The following is a 26505-nucleotide window of genomic DNA, read 5'->3' on the forward strand; positions in this document are numbered from 1 at the left end:
TCGGCCGCACGGCCCCCCACGGAGCCGTCGACGGAAGGACCCCATGCTCCGACCCCTCACCGCACCCTCCGTCCCTCTCGCCGCTCTCGCGCGGACGCTCGAGATCGCGGACGAGGGCGGCCTGACGGCCGAGATCAGCGGAGTGACGCTGATCGCCTCCGACGTCGAGCCCGGCGACCTCTTCATCGCCCTGCCCGGGGTCAACCGCCACGGAGCCGAGTTCGTCGAGCAGGCCGCGACCCGCGGCGCCTCCGCCGTGCTGACCGACACCGCGGGCGCCGACGCCGCACGCGCGACCGGTCTGCCCGTCCTCGTGGTCGACGATCCCCGCTCCCGCCTGGGCGCCGTCGCCGCCGCCGTCTACGGGACGGCCGAGCGCTCCCCGGTGCTCCTGGGCGTGACCGGCACCAACGGCAAGACATCGACCGTCCACATGCTCGAGGGGATCCTCCGCCAGCTCGGCGTCGTGCCCGGCCTCAGCTCGACCGCGGAGCGCCACATCGGCGACACCTCGGTGACCAGCGGACTGACCACCCCGGAGGCGACGGAGCTGCACGCGCTCGTCGCCCGCATGGAGGAGGAGGGCGTCGGCGCCGCCGCGATCGAGGTCAGCGCCCAGGCCCTCACCCGCCACCGCGTCGACGGCGTGGTGTTCGACGTCGCCGGCTTCACGAACCTCAGCCACGACCACCTCGACGACTACGGCGACATGGACACCTACTTCGGCGAAAAGGCGCAGCTGTTCCAGCCCGATCGCGCGCGCCGGGCCGTCGTCTCGCTCGACTCCCCCGCCGGCGCGCGCCTCGTCGAGGTCGCCGGGGTGCCGGTCACCACGATCACCTCCCTCCCGGGCGTCGACGCCGACTGGACCGTGACGGTGCTGGAGCAGGAGTTCGGCCGCACCCGCTTCCGGGTCGGGAACCGCGAGGGCCGTGCCATCACGACCTCCGTCCCGATCATCGGCATCCACATGGCGGCCAACGCCGGGCTGGCGATCGTGATGCTGATCGAGTCCGGCCGGCCGATCGGCGAGATCCGCGCCGCGCTGCACCGCGACGGCGGAGTGGACGCCTCCCTCCCCGGCCGCACCGAGCGCGTCTCGGGCGACCGCGGCCCCACGGTGTACGTCGACTTCGGCCACAGCGCCGACGCCTTCGCCCGCACCCTCGAGGCCGTCCGCGAGGTCACCCCCGGCCGCGTGGTCATGGTGTTCGGCGCCGACGGCGACCGGGACGCGCTCAAGCGCCCGGCGATGGCCGAGGCGGCCGTCCTGGGCAGCGACGTGCTGGTCGTCACCGACCACCACCCGCGCTTCGAGGAACCGGCCTCGATCCGGCGCACCCTCGTCGACGCCGCCCGCGCCGCGCGTCCGGACGCCGAGATCCACGAGGTCGACGACCCCAAGCGCGCCATCCGCGTCGCCGTCTCCCTGGCGCACGAGGGCGACGCCATCCTCTGGGCCGGCCCCGGACATCAGAACTACCGCGACATCCTCGGCGTGCGCACCCCGTACTCGGCCCGAGCCGAGGCGCGCGCAGCGCTCCGCGAGGCCGGCTGGGCGGACGAGGCGGTCCCCGCTCCGGCCTGAGGCGCGGCCTCGGCACCGGCGGCCCTGAGATCCCGTTCAGGCTCGCCGGACTCTCTGTCGCGCTCTCCGCACGCGGTGTAACTTTGCGCAGCACGCAACGTTTGCGGCGGATCGCCGTGCCTGGACGCGTCCGCCAGACAAGGGGACCACCGTGGCCGACTCCGCCTCCGCTCCATCCGCTCCGACCTCGACGCCGTCCGGCGCCGTGATGTCGCACCGGCAGATCCTGTTCGTCATCTTCGGCCTGATGGCGGGGATGTTCCTCTCCTCGCTCGACCAGACCATCGTCGGCACCTCGATGCGCACCATCGCTGACGACCTCGACGGCCTCTCGCAGCAGGCGTGGGTGACCACCGCCTACCTGATCGTCTCGACGATCGCGACGCCGATCTACGGCAAGCTCTCCGACATCTTCGGACGCCGCCCGCTCTACCTGATCGCGATCGTGCTGTTCCTGATCGGCTCGACGCTCGCCGGCTTCTCGACCTCGATGCTCGGCCTCGCGGGCTTCCGCGCCGTGCAGGGCCTCGGCGCCGGCGGACTCATGTCGCTCGCGCTCACGGTGATGGGCGACATCCTGCCCCCGCGCGAGCGCGCGAAGTACCAGGGCTACTTCCTGGCCGTCTTCGGGATCTCGAGCGTCGTCGGACCGCTCATCGGCGGCCTGCTCGCCGGCACCCCCGAGATCCTCTTCATCACCGGCTGGCGCTGGGTCTTCCTGATCAACCTCCCGATCGGCGCCGTCGCGCTCTTCATCGTCGTGCGCTTCCTGCACCTGCCCAAGCCCGCCGGCAAGCGCTCGGTGCGGATCGACTGGTGGGGCGCCTCCCTCGTCGTCATCGCCGCGGGCCCGCTGCTGCTGATCGCGGAGCAGGGCCGCGAGTGGGGCTGGGGCTCGCCGATCGCGTGGGTCTGCTACATCGTCGGCGCGCTGGGCATCATCGGCTTCATCGCGGCCGAGCGGATGATGGGCGACGACGCGCTGATCCCCCTCAAGCTCTTCCGCTCGCCGACCTTCTCGATGGCGACCGTGCTGGGCGTCCTGGTCGGCTTCGGCATGTTCGGCGGCATGATGGCGATCCCGCTGTACCTGCAGCTGGTGAACGGCGCCACGCCGACCGAGTCCGGCTTCCTCATGCTGCCGATGATCCTCGGCCTGATGATCGCCTCGATCGTCTCGGGTCAGATCATCTCGCGCACGGGCCGCTACCGCGCCTTCCCGATCGTCGGAACCTTCCTGATGTCGGCCGCGTTCTTCTACTTCACCTTCGTGACGATCGACAAGCCGGTGATCTTCATGATGGGCGGGATGCTGATGCTGGGCCTCGGGCTCGGCCAGATGATGCAGACCCTCACCCTGGCGTCGCAGAACTCGGTCGACGTGGCGAACATGGGAGTCGCGACCAGCGCCTCCACGTTCTTCCGCCAGATCGGCGGCACCCTGGGCACCGCCGTGATCTTCTCGGTGCTGTTCAGCCGCATCCCCGACACCATCGCCGCGGCCTTCAAGAACCCGGCGCTCGCGGCGGATCTGCAGCGGGCCGCCACCGATCCGGCCGTCGCCGCGGACCCGGCCAACGCCGGGATCCTGAAGCTGCTGCAGTCGCAGGACACCGCCGCGATCGGCTCCGCGCTCGACGGGGACACCTCCTTCCTGAACACCGCGGACCGCGCCCTGTCGGCTCCGTTCCTGACCGGGTTCAACGACGCGACCGTGACCGTGTTCCAGGTCGCGCTGGGCGTGGTCCTGCTGGCCTTCGTGCTCTCGTGGTTCCTCAAGACCCCGCCGCTGCGGGCGAAGTCGGCCATGCAGGAGGCGCACGACCTCGCGGCCGAGGACAGCGCGGAGGAGCTGCGCCGCACGGACCCGCAGCTCGCCGCGCGCGCCGGGGCCGACCTGGCCGCGGGCAGCATCGAGCCGGACGTCCGGACGGACTCGATCCGCACCGCCCCTCCCCGCGACGGGCACGGCGCCCACCGGGCCTGATCGGGAAGCGCCGGCCGGCCGCGTCCTGCGCTCCGCTCCTCTCCTCCGAGGCGCCGCCTCCGCCGCCCGGACACCGCCCTCACCGCGGTGTCCGGACGGGGAGGCGGCGCCTCGCGGTCGTCCGCGGTGCGATGTCCCGCGTTCCGGGACGAGAGAGCGCTCCACCGGGGCTCTAGGATGGTCGGACCGCTGCCGAAGGAGTCCGCAATGAGCGCCCCCCCCACCCCCTCCCCCGCGACCCCGAGCCTCTCGGAGCAGATCGCCCGCGCCGACCGGCTCGCCGTCCGCGACTGGCCCGCCGGCTTCCTCTGGGGATCCGCGACCGCCGCCGCTCAGATCGAGGGCGCCGGCCACGAGGGCGGCAAGGAGGACAGCATCTGGGACGCGTTCTCCCGCGTCGCCGGTGCGGTCGCGAAGGGCGACACCCCCGAGGTCGCGGTGGACCACTACCACCGGATGCCCGCGGACGTGCAGCTGATGAAGGAGCTGGGGCTCGGCTCCTACCGCTTCTCGGTCAGCTGGGCGCGCGTCAAGCCGGGCGATCGCGCAGTGAACCCCGAGGGCCTCGACTTCTACTCCCGCCTGGTCGACGAGCTGCTCGGCGCCGGCGTGCTGCCGTGGCTCACCCTCTACCACTGGGACCTCCCGCAGGCCGTCGAGGAGACCGGCGGCTGGGCGAACCGCGACACCGCCGAGCGCTTCCGGGACTACGCCGAGGCCGTCTACGAGAGCCTCGGCGACCGGGTGCAGCACTGGACGACGTTCAACGAGCCGTTCTGCTCGACCCTGCTCTCCTACGGCGCGGGCGTGCACGCCCCCGGAGTGATCTCGCAGCAGAAGGCCCTCGCCGCCGTGCACCACACCCACCTCGCGCACGGTCTGGCCGTCTCGACGCTCCGGCAGCTCGGCGCGCAGAACCTGGGCATCACGCTCAACCTCTCGAACGCCGTCCCCGACGACCCCGAGGACGAGGCCGACCTCGACGCCGCACGCCGCTTCGACGCGCTCCAGAACCGCATCTTCCTCGACCCGCTGCTGCGCGGCGAGTACCCCGAGGACCTGCTCGAGGACGTCGCCGGGCTCGGCCTCGACGAGCTGATCGTCGACGGCGACCTCGACCTCATCTCGCTCCCGCTCGACTTCCTCGGCGTGAACCACTACCACGACGACAACGTCTCGGCCCATCCGCTGCCGGCCGGAGCGGACGACTTCGCTCAGGCGACCGACCGCGAGGTCGGCTCGCCCTGGGTCGGCTCCGAGTTCATCACCTTCCCGTCGCGCGGGCTGCCGCGCACCGCGATGGACTGGGAGGTGAACCCCGACGGGCTGCGCTACCTGCTGACCCGCCTGGGCCTGGAGTACGAGAACCTCCCTCCGCTCTACGTGACGGAGAACGGCGCCGCCTACGACGACGTCGTCGAGGACGGCCGCGTGCACGACGCGGACCGCACGCAGTACGTGCTCGACCACGTCGAGAAGGTCGCCGACGCCATCGACCAGGGCGCCGACGTCCGCGGTTACTTCGTCTGGTCCCTCCTCGACAACTACGAGTGGGCCTGGGGCTACGAGAAGCGGTTCGGCATCGTGCGCGTCGACTACGACACGCAGGAGCGGACCGTGAAGGACTCGGGCCTGGTCTACTCCCGACTGCTCGGCGGCAGCGCCGCGGCTATCCTGGACTGACCCGTGAGCGAGCCGACGGGCGTCCGCGGCGGTGGCCGCTCCCCCACCCTCGAGATGGTCGCGGCGCGGGCCGGAGTCTCGCGCGCGACGGTCTCGCGGGTGGTCAACGGCGCCCCGCAGGTGGCGGCTGAGATCGTGGCCGCCGTCGAGAAGGCGATCGGTGAGCTCGACTACGTGCCCAACCACGCGGCGCGGATGCTCGCATCGCGGCGCACGCAGTCGATCGCCCTGATCGTGCCGGAGTCGACCGCCCGCGTGTTCGCGGATCCGTTCTTCGCCTCGATCGTGCAGGGCGCCGCGATGCGCCTGGCCGACACGGACTACACGCTCTCGATGCTGATCGCGTCCGAGACGGACGGCGAGAAGACGCGGCGGTACCTGCTCGGCGGGAACGTCGACGGGGCGCTCGTGGTCTCGCACCACTCGGGCGACCACTCCTACGCGGCGCTCTCGGGCACGCTGCCGATCGTCTTCGGCGGCCGGCCGCTCTCGCCCGACGAGCGCGGCTCCTACTTCGTGGACGTGGACAACACGGAGGGGGCGGCCGTCGCCACCGCGCACCTCATCGAGCGCGGCCGGCGCCGGATCGCGACCATCGCGGGACCCGCCGACATGCCGCCGGGCGTCGACCGCCTGATCGGCTGGCGGGGCGCCCTCACCGACGCCGGCCTCGCCGACGACCTCGTCGAGTGGGGCGACTTCTCGCCGGCCAGCGGCACCGACGCGATGCGCCGCCTCCTCGACCGCGATCCCGACCTGGACGGCGTCTTCGCCGCGAACGACCAGATGGCGGTCGGCGCCTACGCGGCCCTCCGCGAGGCCGGTCGGCGGATCCCCGAGGACGTCTCGGTCGTGGGCTTCGACGACGACCTCTTCGCGCGGAACGCCGTGCCCGCGCTGACCACGGTGCGCCAGCTCCCCGACGAGCTCGGCGCGCGCATGGTGGAGCTGCTGACCGCGCGCATCGAGGGGCTCCCCGTGGAGCACCGCACGCTGATGCCGACGTCGCTGGTCGTCCGCGCCAGCAGCTGACCTCGACCCGCGACTGTCCAGGAGTTGTCGCAGTCGACGCCGAGCGCGACAACTCTTGGACAGCCGGACGAGCGCCAGCCGCTGAACCGGGCCCGCGACTGTCCAGGAGTTGTCGCAGTCGACGCCGAGCGCGACAACTCTTGGACAGCCGGACGAGCGCCAGCCGCTGAACCGGGCCCGCGAGTGTCCAGGAGTCGTCGCAGTCGACGCCGAGCGCGACAACTCTTGGACAGCCGGACGAGCGCCAGCCGCTGAACCGGGCCCGCGACCGTCCAGGAGTCGTCGCAGTCGACGCCGAGCGCGACAACTCTCGGACAGTCGGCTGGCTCCGAGTGCTCGAGCGGCTCCGGAGTCGGGGGCGGTCACGGCCGCCAGCCGTGGGCTTCGAGAGCGGCACGGAGCTCGGCGACCGTCTGCGCTCGGCCCCGGGTCAGACCCTCTGCGCGGACGACCACGACGATCCAGCCCGCGAGGTGAAGGGCCAGGAGCCGTTCACGGTCGCGCGAGAACTGCGCGTCGTCCGTCCGGTGCTGGCCGCCGTCGTACTCCGCCACCACCTTCCACCGCTCGAAGACCAGGTCGCCGACGGCGAGCAGCCGACCGCCGATCCTGATCTCGGCGTTCACGGCGGGCGCGGGCAGTCCCGCCTCCTCGACGAGGGCCCGGAGCCAGGTCTCCCTCCGCGAGGCTGCTCCCGTCGATGCCAGCCGCAGCGCCGCAGCCAGGCCGCGTCGGCCCCGACCCCGATGAGAGGCCAGGCGGTCCTGCAGCTCCTGAAGCCGGACATGGGGACGCGGGTCGTCCCCGCGCGGGTAGCGCGGCTCGAACAGGAGGTGGTCCGTCGCCGCGAGGAGGTCTCGGGCGGCGACCAGAGGCGCGAGCGCGATCCACGTCGACGCCGCTCCCGTCACCGGCAGGCCGTGCCGCTCGACCCGGTCCGTCTCCGTGAGGGTGTGGCCGATCACACCCCGGGTCCTGGGGGGCCGGTGCGGCGTCGTCGCCGCCACGTGGATCGGATCGTCCTCTCCGGGTCGCGCCGGGAGCGGCACTCCCCAGGCTTCGGCCGCGGTCAGGTGGGAGAAGAGCTGCCAGGGCCTCAGCCGGGGCAGGTAGGCGGCGGCTCGCTCCAGGTGCGTGACCGGCGCCACCCGGGTGCGCACTCCGTGGAAGGGGCTGGCCAGGGCGGGAGTGCGCAGCTGGGCGTCCGACACCCCGGCGCGGAGTGCGGCTCGCCGGGTGAAGGCCCCGAGGTCGGTGATGGACATGCCGTGATTCTGGCGGTCCGTGATCCTCGTCCGACTCCCGCTGTCCGCATTCTGTGGACGGTCCGCCGATCCCGCCCTTGGGGAGGCGTCCCCCGCATCACGACTGTCCAGGAGTTGTCGCACTCGGCGTCGAGTGCGACAACTCCTGGACAGTGGGAGCGATCGGCGTCGAGTGCGACAACTTCTGGACAGTGGGAGCGATCGACCTCGAGTGCGACGACTTCTGGACAGTGAGAGTCGCCGAGCAGAGCGCGTGGGCCGCGGACGGGTCGGCGCATGCGGCACGGCCCGCCCACGCCACCGCGCCCGGGTCAGAGGAAGAGCGGCGCCGGGTCGAGGGCGGCGAAGCGGCGGCGCATCACGGCGACCGCGTCGGCGTGCTCGTCGACGAGGACGAAGCGGCGACCGAGGGCGTGCGCGACGGCGCCGGTCGTGCCGGAGCCGGCGAAGAAGTCGAGGACGGCGTCGCCCTCGCGGCTGGACGCCTGCACGATGCGGCGGAGGATCCCCTCCGGCTTCTGCGTCGGGTACCCGGTCTTCTCGCGGCCGGTCGGCGAGACGATCGTGTGCCACCACACGTCGGTCGGCCGCTTGCCGCGCTCGGCCTTCTCGGGAGTCACCAGGCCCGGGGCCATGTACGGCTCGCGGTCCACGGCGGCGGAATCGAAGTGGTAGCCGCGCGGGTCCTTCACGTAGACGAGGATCGTGTCGTGCTTGGTCGGCCAGCGGCGCGTGGCCTTCGCTCCGTAGTCGTACGCCCAGATGATCTCGTTGAGGAAGCACTCGCGGCCGAAGAGCGCGTCGAGCAGGACCTTCGCGTAGTGCGCCTCGCGGTAGTCGAGGTGGAGGTAGAGGGTCCCGTCGTCGGCGAGCAGCCGCCACGCCTCGGCCAGCCTCGGCTCGAGGAACGACCAGTAGTCGTCGAAGCGGTCGTCGTAGCGGAGGAGGTCGCCGCGGATCCGCTCGTAGCTGCGCCCCTTGAAGCCGGCGATCGTGCCCGTCGTGGAGCGCACGGAGGTGGTCGAGGTGCGCACCTGCGCCCGGCCGGTGTTGAACGGCGGATCGAGGTAGACGACGGTGAAGGCCCCGTCGGCCAGCTGCGGCAGGACCTCGAGGTTGTCGGCGTGGAACACCGCGCTCCGCGACTCCGGGACGCCGTCCGCGATCTGGATCGTCCTGGGCACCCGGCAATTGTGCCAGTGCGCGCGAGCCCGGCGACACGCTCCGCGCCTCGCACCCGCGCTCGACGGGTGCCGCGGAGGCTCCGGCGTAGAGTGGCGCGATGATCTCCGAGGTGCGTCACGACGAGGACTCGTCCCGCTACACGCTCTGGCTCGACGGCGAGACCGTCGGAGTCGCGGACTACGCCGTCCGCGGCCGCGACGTGGTCTTCCTCCACACCGAGATCGCGCCCTAGCACCGCCACGAGGGCCTCGGCGAGACCCTCGTCGAGGCGGCTCTCGACGACGCGCACGAGCGCTTCGGCGGGCGCGTGGTCCCGGCCTGCCCGGTCGTCGCCGAGTTCATCGCCGAGCACCCGGACTACCAGGAGCTCCTCGCGAGCTGAGGGAGCCCGTCGGTCCGGCCGCCGGGCGCAGCCCCGGACCCGCCGGTCAGGGGACGCGCCGCAGCCACTCCGGAGTCGAGTACTTCGTCCGCACCAGCTCCTCCGCCGCCGCGTACTCCTCCTCGGTCAGCGTCCCCGCTTCGCCGCCGTGCAGCTGCACGAAGGTCGCCTTCATCCGCTCGATGATCTCGGCGCGGCTCAGCCCGGTCTGGCTGCGCAGCGGGTCGACGCGCTTCACGGCGGAGGCGATGCCCTTGTCCGAGAGCTTCTCGCGGCCGATCCGCAGCACCTGCACCATCTTCTCGGCGTCGATGTCGTAGCTCATGGTCACGTGGTGGAGGACGGCGCCGGAGCCGAGGCGCTTCTGCGCAGCGCCGCCGATCTTGCCCGAGGGCGAGGTGATGTCGTTGAGCGGCTGGTAGACCGCGTCGATCCCGAGCGACTGCAGCGCGCTGACGGCCCACTCGTCGAGGAAGGCGTAGGAGTCGGCGAAGGTCAGCCCCTGCACGAGGTCGCCGGGGACGTAGAGCGAGTACGTGACGACGCTGCCCGCCTCCATGAACATCGCGCCGCCGCCCGAGATGCGGCGGACCACGTCGACGCCGTACTTCGCCGCGTTGTCGAGGTCGACCTCGTTGCGGAGCGACTGGAAGCTGCCGATGACGACGGCGGGCTGGTCCCACTCCCAGATCCGCAGCGTCGGCTCCCGGCGGCCCTCGCCGACCGCGGCGGTCAGCACCTCGTCGAGCGCCAGGTGGGTCGCGGGAGGGACGGCCCGGTCGTGCACGATGCGCCAGTCGTAGTCGCGCCAGCTGGTCGCCTTCTGCAGCGAGCGGCGGATCGCGACCGCGACGGCCTCGGGCGTGAAGCCGAGCAGGACCGCGTCGGCCGGGAGCGCCTGCCGGATGGCGGCGGCGATGGACTTCGCGTCCGTCTCGGCCGGGAGGCCCACGACCGCGCGATCGATGTCGTCGAGGGCCGTGTCGGGCTCGAGGAAGAAGTCGCCCGCCAGGCGGAACCCGGCGAACCTCCCGTCGACCACGTCGAGGTCGACGACCACGAGCTTTCCGCCGGGGACCTTGTACTCGCCATGCATGACGCCAGCCTAGGCGCGAGCCGGGGCGGGGAAGCGCTCGCCCAGCCACTCCACGAGATCGGCCGTGACCTCGGCCCGGTTGAGCTCCTGGAACAGCTCGTGCCGCGCCTCCGGGTACACCCGCACCGAGACGTCCGTGTATCCCGCCCGACGCCGGTAGGCCTGGGCGAGCGCGCGCACCGACCGCTCGCCGCCGAGGGTGTCGTCGGCGCCCACGACCAGCAGCAGGGGCAGCGGATGCTCGGGCCCGCGCTTCGGGCGGCCGACCAGCCGCAGGGTCTCGACCAGCCCGATCCGCTTCGCGAGCGGCGTGGTGAAGGTGAGGGGGTCGTCGTGGAACCGCTGCCAGACCTCCGGGTCGCGGGAGAGCCACTCGAGGCCGAGGCCGCCGGCGACGCGGTGCCGCTTCGCCAGGTCGCCCGCGTTCATGTGCCCGGGGAGGCGGTAGGCCGTGCCGCTCAGCACGAGCGCGGCATAGGCGCCGGAGTGGTGGTCGACGATCCGCTGCGCCATGAGCGACCCCCAGGAGTGGCCGAGCAGCACGATCGGCACGCCGGGGCTCTCCTCCGCGAGCAGCTCCGTCAGCCGGAGGATCGCCGCCTCGGTCGCGCGCAGGCCGCCCGGCCCCAGCAGTCCGAGCCTGGAGGAGTCGCCGCCGTGCTGCTCGAGGCCGGTCCGGCCGTGCCCGCGGTGGTCGTCCGCCGCGACCGCGTACCCGGCGGCGACCAGCGCCTCCGCCAGCTCGACGTAGCGCCCCGAGTGCTCGCCGACCCCGTGGGCGAGCTGCACGATCGCGCGGGGCGAGGGGTGCGGCCACCAGCGGTAGTGGATGACGACGCCGGAGGCGTCCTGGAAGGTCCTGTCGACAGCGGCGCCGGTCATGGTGACCAGTGTGGCGCTCCGGCCGCTGGGCGCGAGGGACGCGCTGAGAACTGAGAAGATACTCACGATCCATCGGCGGGCGCCCTGCTCGTCGCGGGGCCTCGCTACCTTTTCCCTTGACGGGCGACCCCCTGCGACCGTCCCCCGACCCCCTTCTCGAGCGAGGCCAGCCCCTTCATGACCGTATCGCCCCTGATCTGGACCCTGACGATCGTCTTCATCGTCCTGCTCCTGCTCTTCGACTTCTTCTTCCACGTCCGGAAGGCCCACGAGCCCACGCTGAAGGAGTCGTCGATCTGGTCGGCGCTCTACGTCGGCATCGCCGTGCTCTTCGGGCTCGGCGTCCTCGTCTTCGGCGGAGCGACGCCCGGATCGGAGTACTTCGCGGGGTACATCACCGAGAAGGCCCTCTCGGTCGACAACCTGTTCGTCTTCCTCATCATCATGGCGAGCTTCAAGGTGCCCCGCGCCGACCAGCAGAAGGTGCTCCTCTTCGGCATCGTCTTCGCGCTGATCGCCCGCACCGGCTTCATCTTCCTCGGCGCCGCGCTGATCAACTCGTTCGCCTGGGTGTTCTACATCTTCGGCCTGATCCTGCTGCTGACCGCGTTCAACCTGGTCAAGCCGGGCGACGACCACGCCGGCGACAACGTGATGGTGCGCCTGGCCAAGCGGATCTTCAAGACGAGCGACCAGTACGACGGCGACAAGTTCTACACGCACATCGACGGCAAGAAGGTCCTCACGCCGATGATCCTCGTCATGGCGGCGATCGGCGGAACGGACATCCTGTTCGCCCTCGACAGCGTGCCGGCGATCTTCGGCCTCACCAGCGACGTGTACCTCGTCTTCACGGCGACCGCGTTCTCGCTGCTGGGCCTGCGCCAGCTGTACTTCCTCATCGACGGCCTGCTCGACCGCCTCGTCTACCTCAGCATCGGCCTCGCCGCGATCCTCGCCTTCATCGGCGTGAAGCTGATCCTGCACGCGCTCCACGAGAACAACCTGCCGTTCATCAACAACGGCGAGCACGTGGAGGTCTTCGAGATCGGCACCGGACTGTCGCTCTCGGTCATCGTCGGCGTCCTGGTGATCACCGTGATCGCCTCCCTCGTCAGCCCCAAGGGCCGCCGCATGGCCGCCGAGGCCGCCGAGCGCCGCCGCGTGGCCGAGGCCGCGGGCGCGGACGTCGACGCCACGCACTGAACCGTCTCGTGCGCCGCGGAGCGGCGCACCGCAGTCGGCCCTCAGAGGCGGCCGCGTCCCCGAGAGCGGGGCGCGACCGCCTACGACGATCCGCTGACACGCGGATCGCCTGTTCGGCTTGAAGAGGGAGCTCGCTCCCGCCCCGTCCGGTCAGCGGGCGCGGTAGCGGTGCTCCGGGCGGCCGGTGGTGCCGTAGCTGAGGGTCATCTCGACGAGGCCGCGGCCCGCGAGGCCCGAGAGGTAGCGCTGGGCGGTGGCGCGCGAGATGCCGGCGCGCTCGGCCACCTCGAGGGCCGACAGCTCGGCGTCCGACTCGGACAGGCGCGCCAGGACGAGCTGCTCGGTCGCCGAGCGCGAGGGCTGTGCGGCGGTCGCGTCGCCGGAGTGCAGGATGCGCAGCGCGCGCTCCACCGCCTCCTGATCGGCCGCTCGGTCCTCCCGCAGCACGTTCCGGAACCGCACGTACGCGTCGAGGCGCTCGCCGAGCAGGCGCGCCTCGAACGGCTTGATGAGGTACCCGAGCGCTCCCGCGTGCAGCGCGCGCCGCACCGTCGCCCCGTCGGAGGCGGCGCTCACGACGAACGCGTCGGTATCGAGCTCGCGGAGCAGCGCGATCCCGCTCTGGTCCGGCAGGTGCACGTCGAGCAGGAGCAGATCGGGCGCGTGCTCGGCGACGGCCGCCCGCGCCGCGCGCGCCGTGTGCACCGGAGGAAGGGCCGTCAGCCCCTGCCGCGCCTCGACCAGGTCCGCGTGCAGCTGCGCGACCCGGAAGTCGTCGTCCACCACCAGCACCGTGCGCTCCCGCGCCGTGTCCGCGCTCATGACCCGTCCCCGTCCTGCTCCGGCGGCCGCACCGCTCCGGGGAGGCGCGCGCACAGCACGGCCCCCGACTCCGCTCCGCCGGCGTCCGCCAGCCAGACCTCGCCGCCCCGCCGGGCCGCCACCTCGCGGCACAGCGGCAGTCCGAAGCCGCGGCCGTGCACGCGCCCGTCGTCCTCGACGGGGTCGCCCGCGCCGGCCCGGTCGAACAGCGAGTCCGGATCGAGCACTCCGTCGCCGGAGTCGGCGACCGTCACGAAGAGCGCGTCGCCGTCGTCGAGCAGCTCGACCTCCACGAAGCGCACATCGCGCCGCCCCTCGACCGCCGCGCGCACCGCGTTGTCGACCAGGTTCCCGACCACCGTGGCGACGTCCTCCGGCTCGACGACGGTGCCGCGCACCAGCGTCTCCTCGCCGAGGGTCAGCAGCACGCCGCGCTCGGCCGCCTCGATCCCCTTCGCCCCGACGAGCGCCTGCAGGTACGGCTCCTGCAGCCGGTCGGCGTGCTGCACCGGGTACTTGAGCGGGCCGCGGGTCAGGACCTCGTCGAGGTAGTCGCGCGCCGACGCCGTCCGCCCCGCGTCCAGCAGGCCCGCGACCACGTGCAGGCGGTTGGCGAACTCGTGCCGCTGCACTCGGAGTGCGTTGGTCATCGCGCCGACCGCGTCGAGCCGCCGGCTGAGCGCAGCGAGGTCGGTGCGGTCGCGCAGCACCACCACCACGCCCAGGTCGCGGTCGCCGCGGGTCACCCGGCGGATGTCGACGTAGACGATGCGGGAGCGGACGACGAAGCCCTCCTCGCCTCCGGGGCGGGGCGGCTCGACGGAGTGCAGGGCGGCGCCGATCGCGTCGGCCAGCGGAACGGGCAGGTCGAGCTCCACGAGCGGCCGCCCGTGCAGCGCCCGGCCGGTCGGGTCGTCGGAGCCGAGGATCGCGGCGGCCCGCGCATTGCAGACGCCGACACGCCCGTCGCGATCGAGTGCGAGCACTCCCTCGTCGACCCCGTCGAGCACGGCGGCCTGGTCCTGCACGAGCGAGGTCAGCTCCTCCGGGGCGAGGCCGAGCGTCAGGCGCAGCAGGCGGCGGCGGATGAAGACGGACGCGACGGCGGCGAGCACCAGCCCGGCGAGCGCCGCGGCGAGGACGCCGAGCAGCGCGGTCGGCAGGTCGGTGAAGACGCTGGAGCGCGCGAAGCCGATGCTGACCTCGCCGACGACCCGCTGCTCCCCCGCGGCGAACACCGGTACCTTGGCCCGTGCCGACTCGCCCAGCGTGCCGGTGCCCCACGAGACGCTCTCGCGCCCGGCGAGCGCCTCGTCGGGGCTGGTCGAGACCCGCTCGCCGAGGCGGTCCTCGTCGGGGTGGGCGAGGCGGATGCCCTGGTCGTCGGTGATCACGACGAAGAGCGCTCCGGTGCGCTGCTCGACGGCGGCGGCGACGTCCTCGAGCGGTCCGCCGCGCAGCTCCGAGGCGGCGGGGGCGCCGGGCACGGCGGAGGACGCGGCGACCGCGTCGCGCACGTCGGGGTCCTCGGCGACGGTGCGGGCGATGGCGAGCGCCGTCCCCTCCGCCTCGCCGCGCAGCTGCTGCACGCTGAGCGCGGTGACGAGCCCGGCGCAGACCAGCACGGCGGCCGACACCGTGGCGAGCTGCAGGACCAGGACGTGGGTCGCGAAGCGCATCGGAGCCTCCTCGCCGTTGTCGTGCGCAGAATGCGCAGAAGCCACACTATGCGCAGATGTCGCCGTAATGAGCGATACCCCGGCGCCGGTCGCGGGGATGCCTAGGGTTTCCAGCATCTCCCGGCCGGCTCTCCCGCCGAGCGCGGGCGGAGGCACTGGACGAAGGAGTCAGCTGTGTTGGTAGTACTCGGTTTCACGATGATCCTGGCCTTCATGGCCCTGATCATGACCAAGCGGCTGACGCCGATGGTCGCGCTGATCGTCGTGCCGACGATCTTCGGCCTCTTCGCGGGCGCCGGCCTCGGCATCGGCGACATGGTCCTCGAGGCGATCGGCAGCCTCGCGCCCACGGCCGCGCTGCTGATGTTCGCGATCATGTACTTCGGGATCATGATCGACGTCGGGCTCTTCGACCCGCTGATCCGCTTCATCGTCCGCGCGCTCGGCGACGACCCGGCGAAGGTCGTGCTCGGCACGGCGCTGCTCGCCGGCGCGGTCTCGCTCGACGGCGACGGCTCGACCACCTTCATCGTCACCACCGCCGCGATGCTCCCGATCTACCTGCGCCTGGGAATGAACCCGGTCGTGCTGACCTGCGTCGCAGGCCTGGCCAACGGCACGCTCAACATCGTCCCCTGGGGCGGACCGACCGTGCGCGCCGCGGCGGCCCTCCAGGTCTCGCCGAGCGAGATCTTCGTGCCGATGCTCCCCTCGCTCGCGGTGGGCCTGGCCGTCACCCTCGTCTTCGCCTGGTTCCTCGGGCTCGGCGAGCGCCGCCGCCTCGGCTCGCTCGCGCTGGCTGAGCCGATGCTCGAGCAGGAGCTCGTCGGCGCCGGCCGCGGCTCCTCCTCCCGCTCCGGCGGCGCCCGCACCGGCGGCCTCGCGGCGCTGACCGGGGGCATCCGCACCGTCGCCCGGGAGCGCTTCTCCTTCCTCCGCGGCCCTCAGGCCCTGCGCGGAGCCCAGGTGGCCGTCGCCGCCCGTGTGCAGGCCGACGACGCCGACACCGCGATGGCCGACACGATGCTCGACCCCGAGCGCGAGACGCTGCGCCCGAAGCTGATCTGGGTGAACCTGGTCCTGACCCTCGCGGTGATGACGCTGCTGGTCGCCGACGTCCTGCCGCTGGCCTACGTGTTCATGGTCGGCTCCGCGGTCGCCCTCCTGATCAACTTCCCGAAGATGAAGGACCAGGCGGCCGAGATCGTCAAGCACGCGCCGAGCATCGTGGGCGTCGTGTCGATGGTGCTGGCGGCCGGCGTGCTGATCGGCGTCCTCAACGGCACCGGCATGGTCGACGCCATGGCGGAGTGGGTCGTCGCGGTGATCCCGCCGGCGCTCGGCCCGTTCCTCGCCGTGATCACCGGCGTGCTCAGCATCCCGATGACCTTCTTCATGTCGAACGACGCGTTCTACTACGGCATCCTCCCCGTGCTCTCCGAGAGCGCGGCGAACTACGGCGTCTCGCCGGTCGAGATGGCCCGCGCCTCCATCACCGGGCAGCCGGTGCACCTCCAGAGCCCGCTGGTCCCGGCGATCCTCCTGCTCGTCTCCCTCGCCGCGGTGAACCTCGGCGACCACCACCGCAAGGTGCTGTGGCGCGCGGTGGTCGTCTCGCTGGTCATGCTCGTCGTCGGCGTGCTGGTCGGCTCGATCCCCTTCGGCTAGGCCTCGAGCGCCGGAGCGCCGAGCTCATCGGAACGAGGACGGGACCCCTGCCGCGGCGGGGGTCCCGTCCTCGTTCCGCGGCCCGATTCCGCAAGCCGCGCTAGCTCAGCAGCGGCGCCAGGTTCTCGGTCCAGACGTCGGAGCCGACCTTGAGGATGAGGGCGCCGACCACGACGAGGAACGCGACGCGGATGAAGCGGCTGCCGCGGGCGACGGCCATGCGCGAGCCGAGGTAGGCGCCCGCCACGTTGGCGGCGCCCATCAGCAGGCCCAGCAGCCAGATCACGTGGCCTCCCGGCACGAAGTAGAGCAGTGCGCCGAGGTTGGTGGCGACGTTGACGATCTTCGCCTTGGCGCTGGCGAGGAGGAAGTCGTAGCCCAGCGCGGTGATCAGGGCGATGATCAGGAAGGTGCCGGTGCCCGGTCCGATCAGGCCGTCGTAGAAGCCGATCAGGAGTCCCAGCACGGCCGCCGTGACGAGGTGGCGCCGGCCCGCGTGCTTGAGCACCGTGACGCTGCCCAGCGCCGGGCGCGCGATCGTCACCACGGCGACCACGATCAGCGCGACGACGATGATCGGCTTGAACACCGCGGCCGGGAGGAGACCGGCGAGCGTCGCGCCTCCGTAGCTGCCCGCGAGGGCGACCGCCGCCATCGGCAGCGCGGTGCGCAGATCGGGCTTCGCGCGCCGGTAGTAGGTGATCGCGCTGGTGGTCGTGCCGAAGACCGAGGCCAGCTTGTTCGTGGCGAGCGCCTGCACGGGCGAGATCCCGGGCACGAGGAGCAGGGCGGGGAGCTGGAGGAGGCCGCCGCCGCCCACGACCGCGTCGATCCAGCCGGCCGCGAAGGCGGCGAGGATCATCAGCGCGAGGACGGGGAGTCCGAGATCCTCTGTGAAGGTCAGCATCGGTCGGAAGCGTACGCGAGCACCGCGACCCCCTCGACCTCGGGGGGCGGGCCGCCCTAGGGTCGGCGGCATGCGATTCGGACTCTTCATCCCCCAGGGCTGGCGCCACGACCTCGTCGGCGTCCCGGCCGCCGACCAGTGGCGTACCATGAGCGATCTCGCCCGGCACGCCGACGAGGGCGCCTGGGAGTCGATCTGGGTCTACGACCACTTCCACACCGTCCCGCAGGTGACGGAGGAGGCGACGCACGAGGCGTGGACGCTGATGAGCGCGTTCGGCGCCACCACCTCCCGGGTCCGGCTGGGCCAGATGTGCACCTGCATGGGCTACCGGAACCCCGCCTACCTCGCCAAGGTCGCGACGACCGTCGACATCGTCTCGGGTGGACGGGTCGAGATGGGCATCGGCGGCGGCTGGTACGAGCACGAGTGGCGCGCGTACGGCTACGGCTTCCCGCCGATCGCCGAGCGGCTGGGCAGGCTCGACGAGGGCGTGCAGATCCTGCAGCAGGCCTGGACGACCGGGTCCGCGACCCTCGACGGGAAGTACTACCAGGTGGACGGGGCGCAGAACCGTCCGCTGCCCCTGCAGGAGGGCGGCATCCCGCTGTGGGTCGCCGGCGGCGGTGAGAAGGTCACGCTGCGGATCGCGGCCCAGTACGCGCAGTACACCAACTTCGCCGGGACCCCGGAGGCGTTCGACCACAAGAGCTCGGTCCTCCGCGGGCACTGCGAGCGCCTGGGCACCGACTTCTCGGCGATCACCCGGAGCTCGAACTACAACGTCGTGATCGGCGAGACGGAGGCGGAGGTCGAGGCGGCGCTGCAGCGCCTCGAGGAGCGCGTGGTCCCGTACCTCGGTGAGGCGGGAGCTGCGTCCTTCGTCGCCGAGTACCGCAGCCCCGACGCGCTCGGGGTCGGCACTCCGGCGCAGATCCTCGACCGGCTCGCCGACATGCAGTCACGCGGGATGGACTACGGCATCCTCTACTTCCCCGACGCCGCCTACGACCGGTCCGGCATCGAGCTGTTCGAGCGCGAGGTGCTGCCGGCCCTCTCCTGAGCGAGGGTCGGCGGGGCTCCTACGCCTCCCGCCCCCCGCCCGCAAGTCCTTGGGGTGCTCCGGCCGCGCGCCTACGGTCGGAGCATGGACGCACAGGACATCCGCTGGAACGACGAAGCCCGCGACAAGATCCTCGAGGACTCGGACAGGGTCCTCCGCGAGGCGGTGCTCGACCTCGCGACGAGCAAGAAGGGCGAGCCCTGGGAGGACGTGTTCGCCGAGCTGAACGCGCGCCTCAAGGACCGCTTCATCGACTTCGAGCCCGGCCCGGACCTCCGCAAGTACGCCGAGGCCGTCTCCGCCGGGGAGATCGAGACCGGCTCGTGAGCGGGAACGACCGCGACCCGGCGCTCGGCGACGAGATCACCTCGATCCACGCGCTCGGCGAGGGGCGCGTCGGCGAGACGGCCGGCCCGGAGGACGAGGACCACGAGCTCTCCCCCGAGCAGGACGCCGAGATCGAGTCCGAGCTGAAGAGCCGGGGCAGCGCGAGCTGATCGCCCCCGGTACGCGGAAGGCCCGCTCCCCCTCGAGGGAGCGGGCCTTCCGCGTCTGCGGCGACTACGCCGAGAGGGGCTCGTAGTCGGTGTATCCCTCGGCTCCTCCGCCGTAGACCGTCTCCTGGACGACCTCGTTCTCGGGGTGCCCGCCCTGCCAGCGCTCGACCAGGTCGGGGTTGGCGATCGCCGGGCGACCGACGGCCACGGCGTCGGCGTGGCCCTCGCTGATCAGCTCGGTCGCCTCCTCGCGGCTGGTCGGCGAGCCGAAGCCGCTGTTGGCGATGAAGACGCCGTCGAAGCGCGAGCGGAGGTCCTGGACCAGCTCGCCGGCCGGCTCGGCGTGCAGGACGCTGAGGTAGGCGAGCCCGAGCGGGGCGAGCCCGTCGACAACGGCCTCGTAGGTGGCGCGCACGTCGTCGGCGTCGGTCTCGACGACGTCCTGGATGTTGTGCGCCGGCGAGAGTCGGATGCCCACGCGTCCGGCGCCGATCTCGTCCGCGATCGCGCGGGTCACCTCGAGCGGGAAGGCGGCGCGCTCGGCCGGGGTCCCGCCGTACTGGTCGGTGCGCACGTTGGAGACCGGCGAGAGGAACTCGTGCAGCAGGTAGCCGTTGGCCCCGTGCACCTCGACGCCGTCGAAGCCGGCGTCGACCGCGCGGCGGGCAGCGGCGACGAACTCGTCGCGCACGGTCGCCAGCTCCTCGGTGGTGAGGGCGTGCGGGACCGGGAACGGCTTCTTGCCGGAGGGGGTGTGCACCTCTCCGTCGATGGCGACGGCACTCGGCGCGACGATGCGATCGGTCCCGGTGATCTCGGTGTGCGAGACGCGGCCCGCGTTCATGATCTGCATGACGATCCGTCCGCCCGCGGCGTGCACGGCGTCGGCGACCGTGCGCCAGCCCGCGGCCTGCGCGTCCGTCTCGATGCCGGGCTGCCCGGCGTAGCCCTTCGACTCGGCGCTGGGGAAGACGCCCTCGCTGATCAGCAGGCCCATGCTCGCGCGCTGGGCGTAGTACTCGGCGACGATCGCGCCGGGGACGCCCTGCTCGTCGGAGCGCAGGCGCGTCATCGGCGCCAGGACGATGCGGTTGGGGAGGTCGAGGTCGCCGGCGGTGAGGGGGGAGAACGGATCCACGGGATCGCCTTTCTACGGAGCTGTCCCAGGTGCTGACCTGAGGGGGGAGGCACGTGCACCTGCGGCGCACTCCGAGCGGGAACCGCGAACGGCGCGCGGTCATTCCTCCTCCCGGCGATCTCCCACCCCGCGCACCCCCGGCACGCGGTCGACGGCCTGCCGTCTCCCGACCCGCACCCGGACACCCGGGCTGTCTACACTCGGGAGGCGACGACGAAGGAGTGTGCGCGATGCCGGCGAGACCCCACCACCCCGCGAGCTCCCGGCTGCTGCCGGCGCTCGCGGCCCTCCTGATCGCCGCGGTCCTCGCGCTGGTCCCGGCGACCGCGGCGACGGCCGAGTCGCCGGTCTCCTTCTCCTCCTCCACCGTCCTCGACTCGGTCGGCGTGCTCAGCTCCGGAGAGACCGCCGAGATCGAGCAGGCCTCGCGGGCCCTCTACGACCAGCACCGCGTGCAGCTGTTCGTCGCCTTCGTCGACTCCTTCACGGATCCGTCCGACCGCGCCGCGTGGGCGGACGAGACCGCGACCCGCAACGGCCTGGGCACCGACGACGTCCTCCTGGCCGTCGCAGTCGACGCCCGCCAGTACCAGGTGTCGGTCGCGCAGGGCTTCGCCCTCGACGACGCGCAGGTCTCCTCGCTCCAGTCGGACGACATCGAGCCGAGGCTCGCCGACGGCGACTGGGCCGGAGCCGCGGTGGCCGCCGCGAACGGGATCGGGCAGCGCCTCGACACGCCCAGCGCCGGCGAGTCCCTCGGCTCGGGGCTGCTGGTCGCGCTCGGCGTGCTCGCGGCCCTCGTCGTGATCGGCCTCGTCGTGCTGCTGCTCGTCCGCCGCGCGCGGAGGCGCCGAGCCCAGGAGGCGGTGGAGGCCTCGATCGACGAGCTCGCCACCCGCGCCGGGTCGGCCCTCGTCCACGCCGACGACGCCGTCCGCACCAGCGAGCAGGAGGTCGGCTTCGCGGAGGCGCAGTTCGGCGCCGACGCGACCGGCGCGTTCCGCGAGGCGCTCGTCACCGCGAAGCGCCTGCTCGGCGAGGCCTTCAGCCTGCAGCAGCGCCTCGACGACGCCGAGCCTGAGACCGATCAGGAGCGCCGCGACGGCTACCAGCGCATCCTCCAGCTCTGCGCCGACGCCGAGAAGACGCTCGACGAGCGCGCGAGCGCGTTCGAGGAGCTGCGCGACCTCGAGAAGAACGCCCCGCAGGTCGCCGCCGCGCTCACGGCCCGCGCCGCCGAGGTCGGCGACCGCCTCCCCTCGGCCCGCGCCCGACTCGCCGAGCTCGCCGCCCGCTACGCGCCGACCGCGATCGACGACGTGGCCGACGACGCCGACCAGGCCGAGGACCGTCTCCGCTTCACCCGCGACCAGCTCGCGGGCGCCCAGCAGGCGCTGCAGGCCGGCGACTCCGGCCGCGCCGCCGTGCTGCTGCGCGCGGGGCAGCAGGCGGCCGAGCAGGCCTCCGGCCTCGTCGACGCGGTGGCCACGCGGGGCGACGAGCTGCAGAAGGCGGAGGCGTCCCTCGCCGGCCGCATCGCCGAGATCCGCGCCGACGTGGCGCAGGGACGAGCGCTCGCCGCCTCCCGGGACGCGGAGTCCGCCGCGCAGGCGCAGAACGTCGCCGCAGCGGTGGCCTCGACCGAGGCCGCCCTCGACGACGTGGAGCGCGCCGCCGCCGTGCGTCCGAACGACCCGCTCGCCCTGCTCGAGGCGCTCACCGCCGCCGACGCCACGATCGACGCCGCCGTCGGCGGGTTCCGCGACGCGCAGGCCCAGCGCGAGCGCGAGCGGGCCGCCCTCGGCGCCGAGCTCACCTCCGCCCGCAGCCGCGTCTCGGCCGCCGAGGACTTCATCGCGGCCCGCCGCGGCGCGGTCGGCTCGGAGGCGCGCACCCGCGTCGCCGAGGCCGCCCGCTCGGCCGAGTACGCCGAGCGCATCGCCGCCACCGACCCCCGCGAGGCTCTCGCCTCCGCCCAGCGCGCCTCGCAGCTCGCCCAGCAGGCGCTCGAGCGGGCGCGGGCCGACGCCGGCTCCTACTCCGCCCCGAACGCCGTCGGCAGCCCTTACGGAGGAGACACGACCGGAGCGTTCCTCGGCGGGATCCTGGTCGAATCGCTCCTGGGAGGCGGACGCCGCGGCGGCTACCGCTCGGGCGGCTTCGGCGGCGGCGGGTTCAGCGGCGGCTTCGGCGGCGGCGGCTCGTCCCGGCGCTCCGGCGGCGGCGGCTTCGGCGGCGGGCGCAGCAGCGGCGGGGGCGGACGCCGCGGCGGCGGCGGGCGCTTCTGAGCGCCCCGTCGCGCACGCACGGCCGACGACCCGATAACCACCTCCCCCACGACTCCGGCACAACCTCCGACATCCGGCACCACCCACGACGCAAGGAGAGACACCCATGGCTCAGAGACAGTCGATCTTCGGCCGCATCGCGCAGCTCGCGAAGGCCAACATCAACTCGCTCCTCGACCAGGCCGAGGATCCGCAGAAGATGCTCGACCAGATGGTCCGCGACTACACCGACAGCATCCGCGACGCCGAGGCGGCGATCGCCACCACGATCGGCAACCTGCGCCTGCTCGAGGACGACTACCGCGAGGACGTGCAGAACGCCCAGGAGTGGGGCGGCAAGGCGCTCGCCGCGAGCCGCAAGGCCGACGAGCTGCGCACCTCCGGGAGCGCCGGCGACGCCGACAAGTTCGACGCGCTGGCCAAGGTCGCACTGCAGCGCCAGATCCAGTCGGAGAAGGAGGCGAAGGACGCCGAGCCGACCATCGCCTCGCAGACCGAGGTCGTCGACAAGCTCAAGTCGGGTCTGAACCAGATGCGCGAGAAGCTGCAGCAGCTCTCGAGCAAGCGCGACGAGCTGATCGCCCGCTCGAAGACCGTCGAGGCGCAGAGCCAGGTCCAGGACGCCGTGAAGAGCATCGACCTGATGGACCCGACCAGCGAGGTGAGCCGCTTCGAGCAGAAGATCCGCCGCGAGGAGGCCCGCGTCCGCGGTGCGGAGGAGCTCGCCTCCTCGAGCCTCGACGCGCAGTTCGAGTCGCTCGAGGACCTCGGGGAGATGACCGAGGTGGAGGCGCGCCTCGCCGCGCTCAAGTCCGGCCGCCCGCAGGACTCGATCGGCTCCTGAGCCGGCGGGGCGCTCCGGTCGGCTCCTGTCCGAGGAGCCGACCGGGTGCCCTCGCCGATGCACCACCCCCTTCCTCCTCGGAAGACTGGCAATCGTCCGGATGCGGGCGGCAGCTGTGCCCCCTAGGCTCTGACTACGCAGCCCCTGACACCGGCCGCCCATGCCGCGTCCGGCCCCTACCGACGCGGTGAACCATGAGCGGACCGCGTCCACCGGGATCGCTCGCCGAGAGGCCGTCGACGCCGACGACCACCACCCAGAGCGAGGCGCCGATGAGCACCCCCACAACGACCCCTGTCCCCTCCGGCGGAACGAGCCCCCGCGTCGTCCGCACCCGCCCTCGCACCGAGGGCCGCCCGAACCCCACCAGCGAGTACTCGGGCCTGCTGAACACCGTCCGCGACGCGGGTCTCCTGCGTCGCCGCACGGGCTTCTACTACACGATGTTCGGAGCCCTCGTGCTCGCGCTCGGCGGCATCGTCACCGGATTCGTCCTGCTGGGCGACTCCTGGTTCCAGCTCCTGATCGCGGCCGCTCTCGGCATCGTTCTCACGCAGTTCGCGTTCCTCGCCCACGAGGCCTCGCACCGCCAGGTCTTCGAGTCGGGCAAGGCGAACGACGTCGCCGGCCGGACGCTCGCCAACCTGGTGGTCGGCATCAGCTACTCGTGGTGGATGAACAAGCACAGCCGTCACCACGCGAACCCGAACGTGCTCGGCAAGGACCCCGACATCGCCCGCGACGTCATCTCCTTCACCTCCGAGGACGCGGCCCGCTCGCGCGGTGTGTACGCGTGGCTGACCCGTCGTCAGGGCTACGCCTTCTTCCCGCTCCTCCTGCTCGAGGGCCTCAACCTGCACCTGCACGGCTTCCGCACCGTGTTCGGCAAGGGCAAGGTCGACAAGCGCTGGGTCGAGATCTCGATGCTCGTCACCCGCGTCGGCCTCTACCTCGCCGTCGTCTTCTGGGCCCTCCCGCTCGGCATGGCGTTCGCGTTCGTCGGCGTCCAGCTCGGCGTGTTCGGCCTCTACATGGGCGCGTCCTTCGCACCGAACCACAAGGGCATGCCGCTGCTGCCCAAGGAGGCGCGCGTCGACTTCCTGAGCCGCCAGGTCCTCACCTCGCGCAGCATCCGCAGCACCTGGCTCACCGACATCTACATGGGCGGCCTCAACTACCAGGTCGAGCACCACCTGTTCCCGAACATGCCCCGCCCGGCGCTGCGCCGCGCGCAGGTCATCGCCAAGGAGTACTGCACCACCCACCAGATCCCCTACACCGAGACCTCGCTGATGGAGTCGTACGCGATCGTCGTCCGCTACCTCAACAAGGTCGGCCTGTCGGCCGGCGGCGACCCGTTCGACTGCCCCGCCGCCTCCGCCTACGGGCGCTGAGCACTCGCCCTCGAAGGCCCCTCGCACCCTCCCGGTGCGGGGGGCCTTCGTCGTCGGCGCCGGCCCCTCGCACCCTGCTGGTGCGGGGGGCTCTCGACGTCCGGGCGAGCGCAAGGGGGTGCCCCCGCGGGCGCGGGAGTCGTAGCGTCGGGACATGAGCAGCTCCGACTACGACATCGAGCCCACCCCCACCGACACGACCGACGGCGCGCGCACGCCCGACCCCGCCACCGAGACCGGCACCTCCGCGGGCCTCGACGAGGTCGGCGGCGCGGCCTCCCCCCTGGCCGACGGAGTCGGCGCCGACGGCGAGGAGCAGAACCCCCCGCTGCCCGACTGGGGCCCCACCGACGGCGTCCACGGCACCGACGCCGAGACCGACGCGTCGGGCACCGAGCAGCACTGACGACGCCGCGCGAGGGACCTCCTCGGGCCGGTCGGCGAACGTTCCGGCCGTGTTCCGAGGAGGTCCCTCCGTGTTCGCCCGAGGGTCGGCCGGCGCTCGGGCGGCGCGCCCTACACTGGCGAAATGCAGCCGACCGAACGCGCCCTCCGCGTGATCTCCTACAACCTCCGGGAGCACCGAGCGCACGCCGAGATCGCCCCCCTCGCCGCCCGTCACGACATCGACGTCCTCTGCCTGCAGGAGTGCGACACCACCAAGCTGCCGCAGGAGGTGGGCTCGCTCCGGCTCGCATCGGTCACGGCCCGCAACCGCCTGGGCCTCGCCGTCTACTACTCGCAGGACCGCTTCGAGCTCTCCGGCAGTGCCGCGTTCGAGCTCAGCAAGTCCATGCACGACCGCGTGATGTCGCCCGCTCACGAGCGCCTGCTGGCCGTCCGCCTCGACGACCGCGACGGCGGGTCGATCGCGGTCTCCTCCTTCCACGCCGCCCCGCTGTCGGCCGGCAACGCCCTGCGCCGCAAGCAGATCGACGAGGCGCTGAACCGGCTGCGCGAGTACGCGCCGGACACCCCCTCCCTGATGGTCGGCGACTACAACTACCCGTGGTTCTTCCGCGGACTCGACCGCCGGATGACCCGCAACGGCTACCTGGTCTCGCGGAGCGACTCCCCGACCTACGCGCGCTACCGCTACTTCAGCGGCCACTTCGACTTCGCGATCAGCGACTCCGTGCGGATCGAGCGGGTCTCCACACTGCCCCAGGGCGTCTCGGACCACCTCCCGGTGATGGTCGACGCGCACTACGGCGTCCCCGCCGCCTGAGCGCGGGGCCCGCGGGCCCGCACGGTCGGTAGGCTCAGGGGGTGACGACCCTGATCCTCGCCCGGCACGGAGAGACTGTCTGGCACTCCGAGAACCGCTTCGCGGGCTCCTCCAACATCGCGCTGACCCCCCGGGGCCAGGACCAGGCGGCGACTCTGGCCGCCTGGGCCGTCGACGCCGACCTCGAGGCGGTGTACTCCTCCACGCTGGTCCGCGCCGTGCGCACCGCCGTGCCCGCCGCGCGGGCGGCCCATCTCGAGCTGCAGCCCGACCCGGCACTGGTCGAGGTCGACTTCGGCCGCGGCGAGGGGCTGACCACCGACGAGATGGAGAAGCGCTTCCCGGACGAGTACCACGCGTGGGTCGCGGCTCCGGCCATCCAGCCGATGCCCGGCGGCGAGTCCGGCCTCGACGCCGTCGCCCGCGCGAACACCTCGCTCGCCCGCATCCACCGCGAGCACCCCGACGGCCGCGTGCTCGTCGTCGCGCACGGCACGCTCATCCGCCTCCTGCTGTGCGCCTACCTCGGCATCAACCCCGAGACCTACCGGCACACCTTCCCCGTGGTCGACAACGTCTCGCTGACCACGCTGCGGTGGGACGCGACCGGCGTCGGCCTGCTCGGCTACAACGTCCCGCCCGTCCAGACCCAGCGGCGCTCCAGCTGAGCG

Annotated in this window: 24 protein-coding genes and 1 pseudogene; 17 read left to right on the top strand and 8 right to left on the bottom strand. The window is 72.6% G+C overall.

The annotated features are described in order from the left end of the window. Positions 1-43 precede the first annotated feature (43 nt). From GSU45_RS12965 to GSU45_RS12980, 4 genes are all read left to right on the top strand, one after another. Positions 44-1588: a UDP-N-acetylmuramoyl-L-alanyl-D-glutamate--2,6-diaminopimelate ligase gene (locus tag GSU45_RS12965; RefSeq protein WP_159915469.1), complete on the top strand. Its 1545-nt coding sequence runs from the start codon at positions 44-46 to the stop codon at positions 1586-1588. Positions 1589-1796: 208 nt separating this feature from the next. After that, on the top strand, positions 1797-3575 hold the full coding sequence (locus tag GSU45_RS12970; RefSeq protein WP_104337658.1) for an MDR family MFS transporter: 1779 nt from the start codon (positions 1797-1799) through the stop codon (positions 3573-3575). A gap of 207 nt (positions 3576-3782) precedes the next feature. Beyond that, positions 3783-5258, top strand: coding sequence for a GH1 family beta-glucosidase (locus tag GSU45_RS12975; RefSeq protein ID WP_159915470.1), 1476 nt, complete (start codon positions 3783-3785; stop codon positions 5256-5258). A gap of 54 nt (positions 5259-5312) precedes the next feature. After that, positions 5313-6290, top strand: a complete 978-nt coding sequence (locus GSU45_RS12980) for a LacI family DNA-binding transcriptional regulator (RefSeq protein ID WP_104329579.1) — start codon at positions 5313-5315, stop codon at positions 6288-6290. Between the two features lie 362 nt (positions 6291-6652). On the opposite strand, the gene GSU45_RS12985 is transcribed toward GSU45_RS12980, so the two are convergent. Continuing rightward, positions 6653-7555: a hypothetical protein gene (locus tag GSU45_RS12985; protein WP_159915472.1), complete on the bottom strand. Its 903-nt coding sequence runs from the start codon at positions 7553-7555 to the stop codon at positions 6653-6655. Between the two features lie 311 nt (positions 7556-7866). After that, positions 7867-8739: a site-specific DNA-methyltransferase gene (locus GSU45_RS12990; RefSeq protein WP_104225160.1), complete on the bottom strand. Its 873-nt coding sequence runs from the start codon at positions 8737-8739 to the stop codon at positions 7867-7869. A gap of 98 nt (positions 8740-8837) precedes the next feature. Here GSU45_RS12990 and GSU45_RS17280 point away from each other — a divergent pair, with 98 nt between their 5' ends. Beyond that, complete coding sequence (locus tag GSU45_RS17280; RefSeq protein WP_244248114.1) at positions 8838-8972, top strand: N-acetyltransferase; 135 nt, start codon at positions 8838-8840, stop codon at positions 8970-8972. A 15-nt stretch (positions 8973-8987) separates the two neighbouring features. Further along, positions 8988-9122: pseudogene (locus tag GSU45_RS17405) on the top strand (N-acetyltransferase); the annotation flags it as partial. Between the two features lie 46 nt (positions 9123-9168). Here GSU45_RS17405 and GSU45_RS13000 read toward each other — a convergent pair. Both GSU45_RS13000 and GSU45_RS13005 read right to left on the bottom strand, forming a co-directional pair. Next, positions 9169-10218: a biotin/lipoate A/B protein ligase family protein gene (locus GSU45_RS13000; protein WP_104225162.1), complete on the bottom strand. Its 1050-nt coding sequence runs from the start codon at positions 10216-10218 to the stop codon at positions 9169-9171. Positions 10219-10227: 9 nt separating this feature from the next. After that, positions 10228-11100, bottom strand: a complete 873-nt coding sequence (locus tag GSU45_RS13005; RefSeq protein ID WP_104233159.1) for an alpha/beta fold hydrolase — start codon at positions 11098-11100, stop codon at positions 10228-10230. 177 nt (positions 11101-11277) lie between these two features. Here GSU45_RS13005 and GSU45_RS13010 point away from each other — a divergent pair, with 177 nt between their 5' ends. Beyond that, positions 11278-12306, top strand: coding sequence for a TerC family protein (locus GSU45_RS13010; RefSeq protein ID WP_159915474.1), 1029 nt, complete (start codon positions 11278-11280; stop codon positions 12304-12306). A gap of 150 nt (positions 12307-12456) precedes the next feature. On the opposite strand, the gene GSU45_RS13015 is transcribed toward GSU45_RS13010, so the two are convergent. Beyond that, complete coding sequence (locus GSU45_RS13015) at positions 12457-13128, bottom strand: response regulator (protein WP_159915476.1); 672 nt, start codon at positions 13126-13128, stop codon at positions 12457-12459. After that, positions 13125-14807, bottom strand: coding sequence for a sensor histidine kinase (locus GSU45_RS13020; protein WP_159915478.1), 1683 nt, complete (start codon positions 14805-14807; stop codon positions 13125-13127). The genes GSU45_RS13015 and GSU45_RS13020 overlap by 4 nt, the downstream gene beginning before the upstream one ends. 198 nt (positions 14808-15005) lie before the next feature. Here GSU45_RS13020 and GSU45_RS13025 point away from each other — a divergent pair, with 198 nt between their 5' ends. Beyond that, the gene (locus tag GSU45_RS13025; protein ID WP_159917118.1) at positions 15006-16475 is read left to right on the top strand and encodes an SLC13 family permease; all 1470 of its coding nucleotides are present in this window, start codon (positions 15006-15008) and stop codon (positions 16473-16475) included. A gap of 100 nt (positions 16476-16575) precedes the next feature. On the opposite strand, the gene GSU45_RS13030 is transcribed toward GSU45_RS13025, so the two are convergent. Beyond that, positions 16576-17382, bottom strand: coding sequence for a TSUP family transporter (locus tag GSU45_RS13030; protein ID WP_159915480.1), 807 nt, complete (start codon positions 17380-17382; stop codon positions 16576-16578). A 70-nt stretch (positions 17383-17452) separates the two neighbouring features. On the opposite strand from GSU45_RS13030, the gene GSU45_RS13035 reads away from it, so the two are divergent. The 3 genes from GSU45_RS13035 to GSU45_RS13045 all read left to right on the top strand — a co-directional run bounded on the left by GSU45_RS13035 (position 17453) and on the right by GSU45_RS13045 (position 18942). Next, positions 17453-18445, top strand: a complete 993-nt coding sequence (locus tag GSU45_RS13035) for an LLM class F420-dependent oxidoreductase (RefSeq protein ID WP_159915482.1) — start codon at positions 17453-17455, stop codon at positions 18443-18445. 84 nt (positions 18446-18529) lie between these two features. Further along, positions 18530-18772, top strand: coding sequence for a hypothetical protein (locus GSU45_RS13040; protein ID WP_068251275.1), 243 nt, complete (start codon positions 18530-18532; stop codon positions 18770-18772). Then, entirely contained in the window at positions 18769-18942 is a 174-nt protein-coding gene (locus GSU45_RS13045; protein ID WP_159915484.1) for a hypothetical protein, read from the top strand. Before GSU45_RS13040 ends, GSU45_RS13045 begins: the two co-directional genes overlap by 4 nt. A gap of 64 nt (positions 18943-19006) precedes the next feature. Here the strand turns inward: GSU45_RS13045 and GSU45_RS13050 are convergent, their stop codons facing one another. Continuing rightward, positions 19007-20080: an alkene reductase gene (locus tag GSU45_RS13050; protein WP_159915486.1), complete on the bottom strand. Its 1074-nt coding sequence runs from the start codon at positions 20078-20080 to the stop codon at positions 19007-19009. 230 nt (positions 20081-20310) lie between these two features. Between GSU45_RS13050 and GSU45_RS13055 the strand changes: the two genes are divergently transcribed. From GSU45_RS13055 to GSU45_RS13080, 6 genes are all read left to right on the top strand, one after another. Next, positions 20311-22368 (top strand): TPM domain-containing protein, encoded by a 2058-nt coding sequence (locus GSU45_RS13055; RefSeq protein ID WP_159915488.1) that lies wholly within the window; start codon positions 20311-20313, stop codon positions 22366-22368. Positions 22369-22474: 106 nt separating this feature from the next. Further along, positions 22475-23212, top strand: coding sequence for a PspA/IM30 family protein (locus GSU45_RS13060; protein WP_159915490.1), 738 nt, complete (start codon positions 22475-22477; stop codon positions 23210-23212). A 272-nt stretch (positions 23213-23484) separates the two neighbouring features. Next, positions 23485-24606 carry an acyl-CoA desaturase gene (locus GSU45_RS13065; protein WP_159915492.1) on the top strand — a complete coding sequence of 374 codons (1122 nt, stop codon included), beginning with the start codon at positions 23485-23487 and terminating at the stop codon, positions 24604-24606. A 154-nt stretch (positions 24607-24760) separates the two neighbouring features. After that, the gene (locus GSU45_RS13070) at positions 24761-25012 is read left to right on the top strand and encodes a hypothetical protein (protein ID WP_104246865.1); all 252 of its coding nucleotides are present in this window, start codon (positions 24761-24763) and stop codon (positions 25010-25012) included. A gap of 123 nt (positions 25013-25135) precedes the next feature. Next, positions 25136-25834, top strand: a complete 699-nt coding sequence (locus GSU45_RS13075; protein ID WP_104223855.1) for an endonuclease/exonuclease/phosphatase family protein — start codon at positions 25136-25138, stop codon at positions 25832-25834. Between the two features lie 41 nt (positions 25835-25875). Further along, positions 25876-26502 (top strand): histidine phosphatase family protein, encoded by a 627-nt coding sequence (locus tag GSU45_RS13080; protein WP_159915494.1) that lies wholly within the window; start codon positions 25876-25878, stop codon positions 26500-26502. The last annotated feature ends 3 nt before the right edge of the window (positions 26503-26505 follow it).

Source organism: Rathayibacter sp. VKM Ac-2801, assembly GCF_009834245.1.
In the GTDB taxonomy this organism is placed as follows: Bacteria; Actinomycetota; Actinomycetes; order Actinomycetales; family Microbacteriaceae; genus Rathayibacter.

Excerpts from the sequence above, each read along its gene's own strand:
- GSU45_RS13015 (WP_159915476.1), bottom strand. The coding sequence starts at position 13,128 with ATGAGCGCGGACACGGCGCGGGAGCGCACGGTGCTGGTGGTGGACGAC.
- GSU45_RS13020 (WP_159915478.1), bottom strand. The coding sequence starts at position 14,807 with ATGCGCTTCGCGACCCACGTCCTGGTCCTGCAGCTCGCCACGGTGTCG.
- GSU45_RS13035 (WP_159915482.1), top strand. The coding sequence starts at position 17,453 with ATGCGATTCGGACTCTTCATCCCCCAGGGCTGGCGCCACGACCTCGTC.
- GSU45_RS13055 (WP_159915488.1), top strand. The coding sequence starts at position 20,311 with ATGCCGGCGAGACCCCACCACCCCGCGAGCTCCCGGCTGCTGCCGGCG.
- GSU45_RS13010 (WP_159915474.1), top strand. The coding sequence starts at position 11,278 with ATGACCGTATCGCCCCTGATCTGGACCCTGACGATCGTCTTCATCGTC.
- GSU45_RS13030 (WP_159915480.1), bottom strand. The coding sequence starts at position 17,382 with ATGCTGACCTTCACAGAGGATCTCGGACTCCCCGTCCTCGCGCTGATG.
- GSU45_RS12965 (WP_159915469.1), top strand. The coding sequence starts at position 44 with ATGCTCCGACCCCTCACCGCACCCTCCGTCCCTCTCGCCGCTCTCGCG.
- GSU45_RS13005 (WP_104233159.1), bottom strand. The coding sequence starts at position 11,100 with ATGACCGGCGCCGCTGTCGACAGGACCTTCCAGGACGCCTCCGGCGTC.
- GSU45_RS12985 (WP_159915472.1), bottom strand. The coding sequence starts at position 7,555 with ATGTCCATCACCGACCTCGGGGCCTTCACCCGGCGAGCCGCACTCCGC.
- GSU45_RS12975 (WP_159915470.1), top strand. The coding sequence starts at position 3,783 with ATGAGCGCCCCCCCCACCCCCTCCCCCGCGACCCCGAGCCTCTCGGAG.
- GSU45_RS12970 (WP_104337658.1), top strand. The coding sequence starts at position 1,797 with ATGTCGCACCGGCAGATCCTGTTCGTCATCTTCGGCCTGATGGCGGGG.
- GSU45_RS12980 (WP_104329579.1), top strand. The coding sequence starts at position 5,313 with ATGGTCGCGGCGCGGGCCGGAGTCTCGCGCGCGACGGTCTCGCGGGTG.
- GSU45_RS13065 (WP_159915492.1), top strand. The coding sequence starts at position 23,485 with ATGAGCACCCCCACAACGACCCCTGTCCCCTCCGGCGGAACGAGCCCC.
- GSU45_RS13040 (WP_068251275.1), top strand. The coding sequence starts at position 18,530 with ATGGACGCACAGGACATCCGCTGGAACGACGAAGCCCGCGACAAGATC.
- GSU45_RS13070 (WP_104246865.1), top strand. The coding sequence starts at position 24,761 with ATGAGCAGCTCCGACTACGACATCGAGCCCACCCCCACCGACACGACC.
- GSU45_RS13060 (WP_159915490.1), top strand. The coding sequence starts at position 22,475 with ATGGCTCAGAGACAGTCGATCTTCGGCCGCATCGCGCAGCTCGCGAAG.
- GSU45_RS13075 (WP_104223855.1), top strand. The coding sequence starts at position 25,136 with ATGCAGCCGACCGAACGCGCCCTCCGCGTGATCTCCTACAACCTCCGG.
- GSU45_RS17280 (WP_244248114.1), top strand. The coding sequence starts at position 8,838 with ATGATCTCCGAGGTGCGTCACGACGAGGACTCGTCCCGCTACACGCTC.
- GSU45_RS13025 (WP_159917118.1), top strand. The coding sequence starts at position 15,006 with ATGATCCTGGCCTTCATGGCCCTGATCATGACCAAGCGGCTGACGCCG.
- GSU45_RS13000 (WP_104225162.1), bottom strand. The coding sequence starts at position 10,218 with ATGCATGGCGAGTACAAGGTCCCCGGCGGAAAGCTCGTGGTCGTCGAC.